General features: G+C 43.0%; 13 protein-coding genes and 4 tRNA genes. 14 read left to right on the forward strand and 3 right to left on the reverse strand.

Annotated elements, in window-relative coordinates; genetic code table 11:
- Window positions 1-3: 3 nt before the first annotated feature.
- Window positions 4-1,521, reverse strand: a complete 1,518-nt coding sequence (locus SRRS_RS08785) for a PLP-dependent aminotransferase family protein (protein WP_371368053.1) — start codon at window positions 1,519-1,521, stop codon at window positions 4-6.
- A gap of 112 nt (window positions 1,522-1,633) precedes the next feature.
- Between SRRS_RS08785 and SRRS_RS08790 the strand changes: the two genes are divergently transcribed.
- Both SRRS_RS08790 and SRRS_RS08795 read left to right on the forward strand, forming a co-directional pair.
- Window positions 1,634-2,320: an AzlC family ABC transporter permease gene (locus SRRS_RS08790; protein ID WP_371368055.1), complete on the forward strand. Its 687-nt coding sequence runs from the start codon at window positions 1,634-1,636 to the stop codon at window positions 2,318-2,320.
- Window positions 2,310-2,633, forward strand: a complete 324-nt coding sequence (locus tag SRRS_RS08795) for an AzlD domain-containing protein (RefSeq protein WP_371368056.1) — start codon at window positions 2,310-2,312, stop codon at window positions 2,631-2,633. The genes SRRS_RS08790 and SRRS_RS08795 overlap by 11 nt, the downstream gene beginning before the upstream one ends.
- Here SRRS_RS08795 and SRRS_RS08800 read toward each other — a convergent pair.
- Window positions 2,614-3,720 (reverse strand): GGDEF domain-containing protein, encoded by a 1,107-nt coding sequence (locus SRRS_RS08800; RefSeq protein ID WP_371368058.1) that lies wholly within the window; start codon window positions 3,718-3,720, stop codon window positions 2,614-2,616. The genes SRRS_RS08795 and SRRS_RS08800 overlap by 20 nt on opposite strands.
- A gap of 157 nt (window positions 3,721-3,877) precedes the next feature.
- On the opposite strand from SRRS_RS08800, the gene SRRS_RS08805 reads away from it, so the two are divergent.
- Both SRRS_RS08805 and speE read left to right on the forward strand, forming a co-directional pair.
- Entirely contained in the window at window positions 3,878-4,420 is a 543-nt protein-coding gene (locus SRRS_RS08805) for a YmaF family protein (protein ID WP_371368060.1), read from the forward strand.
- A 212-nt stretch (window positions 4,421-4,632) separates the two neighbouring features.
- Window positions 4,633-5,469: a polyamine aminopropyltransferase gene (gene speE, locus SRRS_RS08810; RefSeq protein ID WP_371368061.1), complete on the forward strand. Its 837-nt coding sequence runs from the start codon at window positions 4,633-4,635 to the stop codon at window positions 5,467-5,469.
- Between the two features lie 53 nt (window positions 5,470-5,522).
- Here speE and SRRS_RS08815 read toward each other — a convergent pair whose 3' ends face one another.
- The gene (locus SRRS_RS08815) at window positions 5,523-6,635 is read right to left on the reverse strand and encodes an aminopeptidase (protein WP_371368063.1); all 1,113 of its coding nucleotides are present in this window, start codon (window positions 6,633-6,635) and stop codon (window positions 5,523-5,525) included.
- Between the two features lie 142 nt (window positions 6,636-6,777).
- On the opposite strand from SRRS_RS08815, the gene SRRS_RS08820 reads away from it, so the two are divergent.
- The 10 genes from SRRS_RS08820 to SRRS_RS08865 all read left to right on the forward strand — a co-directional run bounded on the left by SRRS_RS08820 (window position 6,778) and on the right by SRRS_RS08865 (window position 13,621).
- Window positions 6,778-6,853 (forward strand) — tRNA-Asn (locus SRRS_RS08820).
- 1 nt (window position 6,854) lies between these two features.
- Window positions 6,855-6,929, forward strand: a tRNA-Glu gene (locus tag SRRS_RS08825).
- 3 nt (window positions 6,930-6,932) lie between these two features.
- Window positions 6,933-7,008: transfer RNA gene (locus SRRS_RS08830), tRNA-Val, on the forward strand.
- A 146-nt stretch (window positions 7,009-7,154) separates the two neighbouring features.
- On the forward strand, window positions 7,155-8,750 hold the full coding sequence (locus tag SRRS_RS08835; protein ID WP_371368065.1) for an ATP-binding protein: 1,596 nt from the start codon (window positions 7,155-7,157) through the stop codon (window positions 8,748-8,750).
- Between the two features lie 165 nt (window positions 8,751-8,915).
- On the forward strand, window positions 8,916-9,911 hold the full coding sequence (locus tag SRRS_RS08840; RefSeq protein ID WP_371368067.1) for a TrkA family potassium uptake protein: 996 nt from the start codon (window positions 8,916-8,918) through the stop codon (window positions 9,909-9,911).
- Window positions 9,912-9,930: 19 nt separating this feature from the next.
- Complete coding sequence (locus tag SRRS_RS08845; protein WP_371368069.1) at window positions 9,931-10,446, forward strand: transcription repressor NadR; 516 nt, start codon at window positions 9,931-9,933, stop codon at window positions 10,444-10,446.
- Between the two features lie 231 nt (window positions 10,447-10,677).
- Window positions 10,678-12,012 (forward strand): MFS transporter, encoded by a 1,335-nt coding sequence (locus SRRS_RS08850; RefSeq protein ID WP_371369769.1) that lies wholly within the window; start codon window positions 10,678-10,680, stop codon window positions 12,010-12,012.
- Between the two features lie 294 nt (window positions 12,013-12,306).
- Entirely contained in the window at window positions 12,307-12,693 is a 387-nt protein-coding gene (locus SRRS_RS08855; RefSeq protein ID WP_371368071.1) for a zinc ribbon domain-containing protein, read from the forward strand.
- Between the two features lie 98 nt (window positions 12,694-12,791).
- Window positions 12,792-12,866 (forward strand) — tRNA-Arg (locus SRRS_RS08860).
- A gap of 200 nt (window positions 12,867-13,066) precedes the next feature.
- A complete protein-coding gene (locus SRRS_RS08865; RefSeq protein WP_371368073.1) occupies window positions 13,067-13,621 on the forward strand; it encodes a 4Fe-4S dicluster domain-containing protein in 555 nt (184 codons plus the stop codon).

Raw genomic sequence — 13,621 nt, forward strand, 5'->3', positions numbered from 1 at the left:
TCATTAGATGAGGGGAAGGATTGCTGGGCGCTCTGCGGTGCTAAGTGGGGTAGCGGTTTGCAGAACCTGTAAGGCTTTGCTTAACCGTTTGATACCTTCGAGCAAACGCTCTTCGGGCTGGGTTACAAAACAAAGTCTGAATTCGTGGGCGCCCGAGGCATCCGCATAAAAAGCTTCACCGGGAACAAAGGAAACGCCCGTTTTCGAGGCTTCATGCAAGAGTTGTCTGGTCAAAATATCTTGTGTGAGTGAACACCAGAAATAGAAACCGCCTGCAGGTATACTGAAAGTAAGGTGGGGGCTGCAATACCGTTTAAGGGCGCCGGCGACAAAATCGCGGCGTTTTTTGTATTCAGTCCGGACTAAGGCAAGATGATTATCTAGCAGACCTTGATGTAAATAATCGTAAAGCAAGCGTTGAGATAGATTGCTGCTATGCAGATCTATATATTGTTTCTCAAGGGCAAAACGATTAATAACCGGTTCGGGTGCGACTACCCAGCCGGTTCGCAGTCCGGGAAACAGCATTTTTGAAAAAGTTCCGAGAGCAATAACGCCGCCATACGAATCGAGAGCTTTGAGGGGGAGGGGCGGCTTTTCTTCGTAAAATAATTCACCGTAGGGGTCATCTTCGACAATCACTAAACGGTGTTTGGCGGCTAAGCGTAAAAGCTCACGGCGTTCTTCCAGTGGCATGACCCGGCCATTAGGATTTTGGAAGGTTGGCATTACATAAAAAAGCTTGGGACGATAACGAATAAGATAATCTTCTAAAAGATCAAATGGTAAGGGACCGGAGGAGGGAAGGCTGAGAATCCGGGCACTTGAATTGCTGAACAGCTGAATAGCGCCAAGATAGGTGGGAGACTCAACAATAACATAGTCTCCGGGTTGTAAGAAGACTTTGGCTATTAAATATAAGCCTTGCTGAGAACCGCTTACTATCATAGTGTTTTCTGGTGTTATGCCATAGCCTTTTTCAGTTAGCATCGTCGATAAAATATTGCGTATTGGTGTATATCCTTCAGTAGGAGTGTGTCCTAAATCGGCCCCATCGAGAAAACTCGATTGTGAAGTAAAGAACTGCGCGAAATCATTGAGCGGATATAGAGACGGATCAGGCATGCCGGCAGCCAGAGAAATACTATCTTTGGCTGCCGCTGAATAAATCAATTCGCGCAATATCGATGGTAACTGGATATTGACGCTAGGGGCGAATAACTGAGACCAGGGAACTGCAGGGGGTGTTTTGGTAATTGGACCCAAATCAGCTACATATGTTCCGCTGCCAACGCGGGTACAAATAAGGCCCTGCTCTTCAAGCTGCCGGTAAGCGTTGATAGTTGTAGTGCGGCTAACACCCAGAAGAGCAGACAACTCTCGTTCGGGTGGTAGTTTAGTACCTGGGGGCAAAATAGCGTTTTTGATATTTTCTGTTAATATACCGGCAATCTGCTTATATAGTGGAATTGTTGATTTTGGATTCAGGGATACCAATTCACTAAATTTGGATATATCCATTTGTTGATAATCTCCTTTAAATATCCAATTTGTTGATTTAAATTTACAATTGGATATTTACAATGTTTTTCCTGCCAAGTAATATAGAATAAATTGAAAAGGTGGTGATTGTATGAAAGAATACATACAAGGAGTGCGTGACAGTATCCCTATTATGATGGGAGTTGTGCCTTTTGGTATTACTTGTGGGATTATGGGATTGACAGCCGGACTGACGCCTGTCGAAACAGTGCTTATGTCGGTACTGGTGTTTGCCGGGGCAGCACAATTTATTAGTATCAGTATGTTAGGCGCCGGAATTACAGGGTGGGGACTTATTGTATTTACTACACTGCTTATTAACCTCAGGCATTTATTTATGGGCGCATCCTTGGCGCCGCATCTTTTGAAATTGCCACTTGTCCGCCAGCTATTATTAACTTTTGCCCTAACGGATGAAGCCTATGCGATTACCGTTAACCGGATTGCAAAAGCAGGCTATAACGCTGATTATCAAATGGGAAGCAGTTGGGGATTGTATTTTGTCTGGATGCTTTCTACCGTCCTCGGAGTACTCGTGGGGAGTTATATTCCCGATCCGCTTGCTTGGGGGCTGGACTTTGCTATGCCGGCAACATTTTTGGCAATGTTAATTCCAAGATTGACTGACTCTGTAAGTGTAGCAGTTTCTTTAGTGTCTGCCGTAACTGCTGTTATCGGAGCAGCGTATTTGCCAGGAAAATGGTATATAATAGCCGCCTGTTTGGCTGCATGCCTAACAGGCGGCTTATTGGAAAAGGAGGATAATCATGCGTCTTGAAATATTTCTTATCGTCTTAGGAATGTCTGTGGCAACTTTCTTGACCCGGTTTGGCTCAGTAGCCTTATTAAGTAAGATTGGGTTGCCCAGTTGGTTTGAACGCTGGTTAAAACATGTTCCTACCGCTATTTTAACAGCGCTCATTATTCCTTCTCTGCTGCTGCCGCAAGGGTATGTTGATATTTCTTTCAATAATCATTATCTTTTGGCAGGAGTACTGGCTGCGGTTGTAGCCTATACTTGCCGGAATGCAATGCTTACTATGGGTTTGGGCTTAACTGCTATGTTGTCGCTTAGGTGGCTTGGAATATAACGACTTTGTTGCGGCCGGAGTTTTTTGCTTGCCTTAGAGCATGTTCGGCCTGGACGAAAATCTGCTGAGGCGTTAAAGAAACGCTGCCGTCGTACATGGTGCCTCCAATACTAACGGTAAGCTTGCCACTCGGTAAAAACTCCGCTTCGGGGAATCTATGCTTTGCGATGCTGGAGCGCAATCTGTCGGCAGTAGAAATAGCCTGGTTATAATCGACGTCTGGTAAAATTACGATGAATTTATCACCACAGAAACGTCCGATTAAATCATTTGTGCGAATTAGTTTTTTTATTAGCAGGGCGATTGTGGATATTGCTTCGTCGCCTCCCTTATGCCCGGAATGGTCATTATATTGTCTAAAATGATCAATGTCCAGTATTAGTACAGCTAAGGAGCCTCCGTAAAGTGAAATTTTAGCTATTTCTTCTTCTAGTCGCTTGGTGGATTGGCAGGCATTATATAAACCTGTTTTGCAATCAATAATGGTCGTTTGTTCAAGCTGATGCTTGGTTTTGGTAAGCTCTTCGGTCGTTGTTTTTAATTTGTTAATCAGGACGGTCATTTTTTTTTCATTTTCATCAACGATACTGACGGGTAAACGATAAAGTAACGTGTTTATTAACAGACCTAGCCCAAGAAAAATGCCTGTTAAAATAACAGTAGATACCATTATGCCGGTGGTGCTCGTTGTTACCTCTATATATCCTTGGGTTGTACCGCGGCAGAAGATATCTACCCGCTGAATAATATCAAAGAATGAAGGCGAGAAGGGGGTGTCTAAAGTTTCGCTGGTAAAACGATTCGCTGCTATCTTTACGTGCTTAATATCCGGTCGTTGTTGGTAGAAGGAAGCCAAGTTATTAAGCTGGAGTAGGGTATGTTGTTTTGCGTCCGGATTGCTGATGATAATTGCCTGTGTTTCACGGGCTATTTGTTGGGCTAACGCAATTGTTTCGGCTTGTTTAGCTTTCCAGGCAAAGCACAGATAGGTAAGAGGTGTTCCTAGAGAGATTAATAGACTAGTCATTAGGGCTAGTGCCAACATGCGAGTAGTAAAGGCTTTGACGGTTTCTTTTGGTTTTGACAAGAAATCACCTCCACAAAACGTTAGCTGTCAGTATACTATATGCACATGTTATGTTTAGTGACACAATTGAGGGCGGCAGCATATAAGTTCAGTAGCAAATAGTAATTTCGTGGCATAGGATAAGGTGCGAAAACTTTTTGGAGGTGCGACCTGAACTATGCCGATTAATGAAGAAGACCGTAAACCTCACCATCACCACCATCATCACCATCAACCCAATCATGAAACTATGCCACATGTTCATACTTATTTAACCGAGGCTGACGTGGCAGATTGTCATCAGCATATTATACTGGGTGTTAGCGGCCCGGCACGAGAAAGCGGAAGAAACCATTGTCACCGGATTCATGGCAGGACTTCTTTTATTAGTGAAGAAGACGAGGGCGGTCACTGGCATACTTATGATGTCATGACAGGGCCTGCTATTGAAATGCCTGACGGAAATCATGTTCATTACTTTGCCGGCGTGACCAGTAAAGATGACGGCCATTGTCACAGTTTCTCCGGTGCTACTGGTCTTGGCCCATCTATGCCTTGCGTAGATGAGGAAGAGGACGAAGACGAGTGCGAGGAAGATTACGAGGACGAATGCGAAGAAGAAGAAGATGTATGTGAAGAAGAAGAAGAAGAAGAATGTGAGATGCCAGTAAAAATGCCGAAATACAAATATAAATATGGTAAGCGTCCGGAAGAAAAATAAAATATTATGTGGACAGAGCCGTCAGAGTCTACTGACGGCTCTGTTCGTTATATAGCTTTTTTTTGAGAAATTGTTAAATAAATAGGTATTTAATGCAATTTTTTTAGATTTATCTTTCAATGTGGCAAATTTTGTGATAAAATTTGTGCCTGAACAAATTATATAAGGTAGAATAGTTATAGAGGACAAAATCTATAAGGAGGATTTACATAATGGAGTTGTGGTATACTGAATATCAAACTAAAAATTTAGGGCTTACGGCTCGAATAAAAGAAACGCTTTTTGCCGGTGAGTCGGAGTTCCAGGAAATTGCTGTAGTTGATACACATGAATTTGGACGGATGCTGGTGCTTGATGGCGTTTTCCAAACATCAATAGTAGAAGAGTTTATCTATCATGAAATGATTGCTCATGTACCTTTGTTTATGCATCCAAATCCTAAGACTGTGCTTGTTATCGGCGGCGGTGACGGCGGCGCCATTCGCGAAGTTGTCAAACACCAATCGGTAGAAGTGGCTGAGATGGTAGAGATTGATGGTTTAGTAGTTGAAGTAAGTAAAAAATATCTACCGGAAATCAGTGTAGCATTGAATGAAAATCACCCTAAGCTGCGTCTTAAGATCGGTGACGGCATTAAGCACATGCGGGAAGTAGAAAGCAAATATGATGTTATTATTGTAGACTGCTCTGATCCAATTGGACCGGGTGAAGGATTGTTCACCCATGCTTTTTACCAGGATGTTTATAAAGCGTTAAAACCAGATGGTCTGTTTGTACAACAGACCGAGTCACCTTTTTTCCATCAGGAACTTATTAAGCGCCTGAACAAGGACATTTCTTCTTTGTTCCCAATCACCAGCTTGTATTTGGCAAACATTCCAATCTACCCAAGCGGTCTACATTGCTTTACACTTGGTTCTAAAAAGTACGATCCGGCTACTGCCGATATTTCCCGTATTCCACAAAATTTGAGTACTCGCTACTACAACAAGGAAATTCAGAAAAGTTGTTTTGCTTTGCCTAATTTTATTCAGGACCTGCTTAAATAGCATAAATGAAAAAGGCGGGATTGCTGCGCAATCCCGCCTTTTTTCATTTAGAGTTACATCAAGTTTTCTGGATTTAAGCCTTCAAGCTCGGGAATGACAAAACGGCCGTCTTTGCGGATAAGCTTGTCATCAAAACGGATTTCGCCACCGCCGTATTCGGGATTTTGGATGCAGACAAGATCCCAATGTATAGCTGACTTGTTGCCATTAAAGGCAACATCATAGGCATTGCCGGGAGTGAAGTGGAAGCTGCCTTTAATTTTCTCATCAAATAAGGTATCCTTCATCGGGGTATCGATATAAGGATTGACACCAAGCGCAAATTCACCAATATAACGGGATCCTTCATCGGTATCAAAAATCTTATTAATCTTTTCGGTATCGTTGGCAATGGCTTTAACAATTTTGCCATTCTGGAATTCAAGCCGGATGTTTTCATAAGTGAAACCTTGATATACGGCCGGAGTGTTATAGGAAAGAACCCCGTTTATCGAGTCTTTAACCGGAGCGGTGTATATTTCGCCGTCGGGTATATTTCTAAGTCCCGAACATTTTATGGCCGGAATTCCTTTTATTGAAAAAGTAAGATCGGTGCCAGGTCCGGTAATCTTAACTTTATCGGTTTTTTCCATGAGATCAACTAAAGGATCCATCGCTTTAGCCATCTTAGCATAATCTAAATTACAAACATTAAAATAGAAATCCTCAAAGGCGTCTGTGCTGGTATTAGCTAATTGTGCCATTGATGCATTAGGCCAACGTAGAACACACCATCTGGTTTTTGGTACGCGTATATCTAGGTGCACAGGTTTAACCCAGTTTTGTTGGTAGCTTTGCAGTTGGGATGAAGGTACATCGGCCATTTCGGTGATATTATAGCTGGCTCTCACGGATATATAGGCATTCATCTCCTTCATTCTGGCTTGCTCCCATGATGCTGTAAGCTTCAGTTGCTCAGCGGATGCCTTCATAAGCAAAGAACGCTGCAGTTGGCTGTTTTTTATTTCAAGAAAAGGTACTCCACCAACAGCATATATTTCATCAACAAGCGCTTTAGCCAAGGGTAAGGCATCATCGTATATCTCGATTAGTATTTTTTCGCCTTGCTTGAGACTGGTTGAATAGCCAGTCAAATTTTTGGCAAGAGTTCTTATTCTGGGATCCAAAGACAGGCCTCCTTAAAGTGTTAATGCTTGCATTGTTATACTATCAGTATTTGATGCTTTAACAAAAATATCCTTTGAAATAGGGGGCTCCATACTTGCAATTTTTTTTTTGTTATTATATAATTCATTATGTCATTAAAATTCCTCGATAGCTCAGTCGGTAGAGCAATCGGCTGTTAACCGATTTGTCGTAGGTTCGAGTCCTACTCGAGGAGCCATGGCCCGTTGGTCAAGCGGTTAAGACACCGCCCTTTCACGGCGGTATCAGGGGTTCGAATCCCCTACGGGTCACCATATGGGCGATTAGCTCAGCTGGGAGAGCGCCTGCCTTACAAGCAGGATGTCGGCAGTTCGATCCTGTCATCGCCCACCATAGTTAAAGCTTTCAGTTTATAATCTGAAAGCTTTTTTGTTTTATGTGATAAGAAGTTTGTGTGAAAGATAGACTAAGCTTGCCAAATACAGCAGGAAAAGTTTGAAATTTAGCGAAGTGTGTCAAAAAAAGGTGGTGATTCGGCCGTGCTCTCCACAACTAAAAATGCAGTGTTTAGGATATTAGTTGGTGTAGGATTGTTGGCAATAATGGCTGCTGCCATGGTACACTATATTAATTGCCAGTATCGGAATATAGTGGCAAAGGAACAGGACCGCCTTGCAGTAACGGCTAATTGCCTTGATATGTATTTTAATACTAAACTGGTTGGGCTTAAATTATTAGCTGGTTACCCTGGTATCAGGAGTCTGGAAGACGGACGGGTACGGCGAAGTTTAGTGGAAGCCGCCCGAACTCTAGAGGTTGCTAATGTCGCTCTATACGATAAAAATGGTATTTTAATTAGTGATAGCTTGTCTTACCCTGGGAATGTCAATACACCTTTTACAGTTCCCAATAGTAAAACTTTTTTCCTAAAAAGTTTGGCAGGCAAGCCGAATGTTTCGGAAAGAATTGCTTATGAAAATCTGGAAGATGCATATATTACTGTGCAGGTTCCGGTAGTGGAGGAGGACAAGGTAATTGCCGTGATAGCTGCGTTTGTACCTATCCGCGATATATCAGCAGCTGTACTACATAAGCAAATACCGGAGGAGCAACATATTTTCGTGACGGATAACAAAGGTCAGCTTATCCATCACCCTCACTTAGCTGAAATTTATCCGGAATCGCCTGCGGTAAACGATCAAATTGTTAGTTTGGTGTATAGTCAAAAAACAGGAATTAAGAAGATTAAGTCCTTCCTGGATAATCAAGAAAAGCTGCTTATTTATACCGATTTGTCAAATGCCGATTGGCGGGTGGCAAAGACAATCCCTCTAACTGCTTTATATACCAGAGTTCTGAGCAAATCGCTTGACGATATTGGAATTTTTTTCTTGCTAGTGGTTTGCTGTGTACTCTTGTATGGTGTCTGGCGTCAGGCAAAATATCACGAGCGTGAACGCGAACAACTAAAAATGGAGCGCATGACGTGTGTTAACCAATTGGCCGCAGGACTTGCACATGAAATTCGCAATCCATTGACTTCGATAAAGGGATTTATTCAACTTATGGCTCGTCGGACCGATAAACCCGTTACGCCGGAGCATGTAAAAATAATCTTAGCAGAGATTGGCCGGATTGACAGCTTAATCAGTGAGTTTCAAATGTTAGCACGTCCGTTAAAGGAGCCGGTATTTGAAGAAATCAATGTTTGTAATTTGCTAGAATGTGTATCGTTGCTTATGGAAGGACAATGCCATAATAAGAACATCAGCTTACAACTAGAAGTACCGCATCCTAATTGTCATGTTTTTGGCGATATATCACAACTTAAACAAGTATTCATCAACCTATTAAAAAATGCTATAGAGGCCGCGCCAATCAACGGCAATGTCGTTGTGACCGTTAAAGAGCAACAGGACAAGGTGTTAATAGCGGTGGAGGATAACGGCACCGGCATTCCTTCAGCGGTTATTGAAAAACTAGGAACCCCATTTTTTACTACCAAAGAGAATGGCACCGGCTTAGGGTTATCGGTTTGTTATAGCATTGTACAGAATCATAGCGGACAGATACTAGTCTCCTCGCAGCCGGGTAAGAAAACAGTATTTACTGTACTATTGCAAGCAGCTAACTAGTGTTGTGTTGATGCTAACATATCGGTTGTAGTGTATAATAGATGTATTTATTAAGTAAGCTGCGAGCCGAAAAATGGCAGGAGTTTTTCGTATAAAGAGCAAATAACATAATGTAGGCAGTATGATTATTGCTGCTTGCTTTGGTAATCCTAAGGGGTGAGCGGCTTGCCTGATCGACGCATTAAAGTTACTATCGGTGCATTTTTTGCTATCCAGATAATCGGAATTATTGGATATATGGTAATAGAAAATCTTTCGTTTATCGATGCATTCTACCTTACTGTTGTTACAATTACAACCGTCGGGTATGGCGATATTATACCGAAAACGGTTGCCGGACGGTTATTTACCATGGGTCTAATAGTCAGTGGTGTCGGAATGGCCTATTATACGTTTTCGCTGCTAATTGGTGGGGTTATTGAAGGCCAACTTAAGAATGTATGGGGGAGAAGAGCTATGAACCGGCGAATTGCAGCGATGAATAATCATATTATTGTATGTGGAGCCGGCCGGGTCGGCAGTAATGCCAGTGAACGATTGTTGCACGAAAAAGAAGAGTATGTTGTTATCGACTGTGATCAGCAGGTAATAGATTGTTTGCTTGAACAGCGAACACCGGCTATTTGCGGTGATGCTACGTTTGATGAAATACTACTGCAGGCAGGTGTCAGTCGGGCTAAAGGGATAATCACGGCATTGTCTCATGATGCCGATAACGTCTATGTTGCTTTAACGGCTAAGAGCATGAATCCTGAGATAAATATTGTAGCACGAGCCGAACGTCCGGAGGCAGCAGAAAAACTTAAAAGAGCAGGCGCGAATACCGTTATTTTTCCATCGGTTATGGGAGGCCGTCAACTGGCCGCCGCAATGACGAAGCCCGCTATTACGGATTTAATGGAAAACGTGTTTTATAATAATGACATACATATTGATATCGCCCAAATAACTGTTAATCCCGCGTCAACTCTGGTTGGTCAGACGTTAGCGCAAAGTGCTATCCAAGATGAATATGAGTCAATCGTTGTGGCAATAAAGCGGGAGGAAAATTTGCTGAGCAACCCGCGGGCCGATGAAAGCATTCAGGCCGGCGATATTATGATTTTACTGGGAAAACGGGAATACTTAAGTGAAATTAACAAACTGGCTTCAGTTAGATGAAGCAGGAGCGTGATTAAGTATGGAAGCAAAAGAGCGGCGAGAAAAAATTGCCGCCATGCTAAAGTATAGTAAACTACCAATTACTGGCATGGCATTGTCCAAAGAACTAGGAGTAAGTCGGCAGGTGATTGTTGGTGATGTCGCTATTTTGCGGGCGGCCGGCATGGATATTATTGCTACCCCTCAGGGCTATGTTATTTTGCAGGCAGCTGAGCCGGCAACTATTCGAGCGAAACTTGCTTGCCGCCATAATGTTGACCAGATAGAAGAAGAGCTTTTAGTTATTATTGATAATGGGGGCAGGGTGTTGGATGTCAGTGTTGAACATCCTGTATATGGTGAAATTAAGGCGAATTTAATGCTAGCTTCCCGGCGGGATTTAGCTGACTTTTTACATAAATTAGCTGAAAGTGGGGCAGCACCGTTATCCCTTGTTACCAGTGGTGCGCATCTCCATACTGTTGAAGCGCCTTCGACCGAGATTTTAAGCAAAATTTCTTCTGAACTTAAGATGCTGGGAATATTGTTAGACTAATTCTGTTTGCGAATTGTAACAAAGTCCGTACACGTAAATGTGGTACGGACTTTTCTAATATAGGTTACTACCTGCCGGCAATAGGACATTACTGATGAGTAGCAGGGGTATACCGGATCGTCTGCACGGTTATTAATATAGTATAAAAAATAAGTTGCCATCTTACTGAGTGGCAGTTATAATTATTACTAGTGACAAGACAGTTGTAAAGACTCAAAGGAGGGTGCAATGATGGAGGTTATCAGCCGTTTGGAAAGTGTGCCGGTTAGCCGCTTTCATTATAAACTGTTGGTTTTGACCGGGCTAGGTTGGCTATTTGACGCTATGGATACAGGCGTCATTGCTTTTGTTCTGCCTGTATTAGCGAGTGAGTGGGGATTATCAACCGCTCAGATGGGGTACATCGGCAGCATCGGCCTGCTAGGTATGGCTGTTGGTGCGGTACTTGCAGGTTCGGCTGCGGACAAATTTGGGCGTAAGGCTGTTTTTTCTTTTACTCTAATCATTTACAGTGTAGCTACCGGGTTGTGCGGACTTGCCTGGAATTATGAATCATTACTGGTATTCAGGTTTTTAGTAGGCTTTGGCCTTGGCGGCGAATTACCAGTAGCGGCTACACTTATGACTGAATATTCACCACCGGGAAAGCGCGGACGCTTTGTTGTACTGTTAGAGAGCTTTTGGGGAGCAGGTTGGTTGGTGGCGGCACTCATTTCCTATCTGATAATTCCCCGTTATGGCTGGCAGATGGCTTTTTTTATCGGTGCTCTGCCGGCACTGTATGTATTTTTTATCAGACTGGCGGTGCCTGAATCTATACGCTATCTTATGGATAAAGGTCGTCAAGCAGAGGCTTTGGAAATTGTCGCTAAGATTGAAAAAGAGGCTGGAGTTATATCGACAGTACAACCTGCTGCTACAACTGCGACCAAATTAACCAAAACGTCCGAACCTAAACTAGCTTTTAAAGAATTATGGACTGCACAATTTGCCAAACGGACAATTATCTTGTGGATCATTTGGTTCGGTATTGTTTATTCTTATTACGGTATTTTTACCTGGTTGCCTTCGCTGATGGTAAAGCAAGGCCATACTGTAATCAAAACCTTTGAATATGTGTTACTTATGACATTGGCCCAGCTGCCAGGGTACTTCAGTGCCGCCTATTTTATTGACCGCATTGGCCGGAAAGCAACTCTTTCTATCTACTTGGCTATGAGTGCTGTAAGCGCTTATTTCTTTGGTTTGGGAGGCAGTGCCGGGGTGGTACTTTTCTGGGGCAGTTTGATGTCCTTCTTTAACCTTGGCGCCTGGGGGGTTGTCTATACTTATACTCCGGAATTATATCCTACCCGCATCCGAGCCTTCGGCTCCGGCTGGGCAGCGGCAGTAGGACGGTTTGGCGGGATTTTGGCACCAACTATTGTTGGCTACATGATTACCGGGCCGGAAGGTCTGCCAAAAGTGTTTACAATGTTTACAGGTGTTATGATGGTTGTCGCCCTTGCTGTTTGGTTGTTTGGCGAGGAAACTAAAGGCAAGACTTTAGATGAAATAAGTAAGTAAACCAAGGAGGCACCACTGTAATTTAGTGACGTCCCTAGCACCGTTAAAAAGGCCAGCAGATGTTCCGGTGAGTCATCGTTTGAGGTTAGTGCCGGGCAACAAGTATAAATATGGCTCAATTGTAAAGCCAGTAGCCTAGTTAAGCCGAAGACTTCAATCCCGGGAAAGATAGGGATTGAGGTCTTTGTTTTTCAAAAGTGCTAATGTAAAATTTGTTGAGGCTTAGTTTTGCCAGCTTGTCCAGGGCATGGTATAATTGTACATATTCTTTATATTAAGGGGAAATGTGCTTTTATGATGACTTTTAGTTACCTGATTGCTGCTATCGCTGCTTACTGGGTATTTAATGATGCCCGCGGACACGGTCATAACATGAGTACTGCTCTGTTATGGGCAGTTGGTACAGTGGCGGCAATTGTTATATTTTTACCCCTTTACTTGTTGTTTGGACGTAAGCGACCGATAAATCCTCACCGGGATGATAATATCATTGATGTTGAAGCCATACCGGTAGAAGAGACTATAAAATGCCCTATGTGTGCCAGTAAAGTTAAAGAAGATTTTAAAGCCTGCCCTCATTGTGGGTTTACTCTAAAACCCAGCTGCACTTCCTGTGGCAAAGAGCTTAACCGTGAATGGCGTGTGTGCCCTTATTGCGAGACACCAACTGACGCAAAATAACTGTAAAAAGGTTACAATAAAAAAATATGATGAATTTGTTGGACATGAATACACTGATGTGTTATAATCTTATTCGTGGCTAAGGACAACATCATAATGCGCCCGTAGCTCAGGGGATAGAGCACCGGCCTCCGGAGCCGGGAGCGCAGGTTCGATTCCTGCCGGGCGCACCATAGAAGAAAAAGCCTTCTAGCAAATTTGCTAGAAGGCTTTTTTTATGAAAAACTGCTTATTATAAACCATTAAAAATACAATTATCTTATCAACCAGCGGGAATACGTATTGGGCTTGTCGAATTGTGTATAAAGTAGTTTTACCGTCTTATAGTGGTGAGATCAAACTAAAACATATAAGTGCTCTGGAGGTGGCTTGCTTGGGAAAACAGCTGGGCTTTTTGCTTGACTTGAATAAATGTGTTGGCTGCAAAGGTTGTGAGATAGCCTGTTTAAACGAACACCACTTCGATCAAGTGCATTACCGGCGAGTTATTGATATAGTCAAGGATAAACGGGGTTTGAAGTTTTTATCGTTAGCCTGCAATCACTGCGTAAATCCCGAATGTATCCGGGTTTGCCAAAAGCAATGCTTTTATAAACGACGGGATGGGATAGTATTGCATCGGCCGCAACACTGTAATGGCTGCCAAAGTTGTGTTGCAGCATGTCCTTTTCAGGTACCTAAGGTAAACAAACGAACCCACAAGGTAAGCAAATGTAACTTTTGTGTCGAACGGATTCATAAGGGACTTGCTCCGGCTTGTGTGGACGCATGTGTTGTCGGTGCGCTCCAGGCAGTGGATTTGAGCGAACAAATGGAGTTAACCGGGCAGATGACGCTGGCGTGTTTGCCGATTATTAAATTTACCCGACCATCACTTAGGGTTATATTGCCTAAAGAACCCCGGTGTTTTTGGAGGAAAGGGCGATAA

Source organism: Sporomusa rhizae (assembly GCF_041428845.1).
In the GTDB taxonomy this organism is placed as follows: domain Bacteria; phylum Bacillota; class Negativicutes; order Sporomusales; family Sporomusaceae; genus Sporomusa; species Sporomusa rhizae.

Excerpts from the sequence above, each read along its gene's own strand:
- SRRS_RS08785 (WP_371368053.1), bottom strand. The coding sequence starts at position 1,521 with ATGGATATATCCAAATTTAGTGAATTGGTATCCCTGAATCCAAAATCA.
- SRRS_RS08790 (WP_371368055.1), top strand. The coding sequence starts at position 1,634 with ATGAAAGAATACATACAAGGAGTGCGTGACAGTATCCCTATTATGATG.
- SRRS_RS08795 (WP_371368056.1), top strand. The coding sequence starts at position 2,310 with ATGCGTCTTGAAATATTTCTTATCGTCTTAGGAATGTCTGTGGCAACT.
- SRRS_RS08805 (WP_371368060.1), top strand. The coding sequence starts at position 3,878 with ATGCCGATTAATGAAGAAGACCGTAAACCTCACCATCACCACCATCAT.
- speE (WP_371368061.1), top strand. The coding sequence starts at position 4,633 with ATGGAGTTGTGGTATACTGAATATCAAACTAAAAATTTAGGGCTTACG.
- SRRS_RS08845 (WP_371368069.1), top strand. The coding sequence starts at position 9,931 with ATGGAAGCAAAAGAGCGGCGAGAAAAAATTGCCGCCATGCTAAAGTAT.
- SRRS_RS08850 (WP_371369769.1), top strand. The coding sequence starts at position 10,678 with ATGGAGGTTATCAGCCGTTTGGAAAGTGTGCCGGTTAGCCGCTTTCAT.
- SRRS_RS08855 (WP_371368071.1), top strand. The coding sequence starts at position 12,307 with ATGATGACTTTTAGTTACCTGATTGCTGCTATCGCTGCTTACTGGGTA.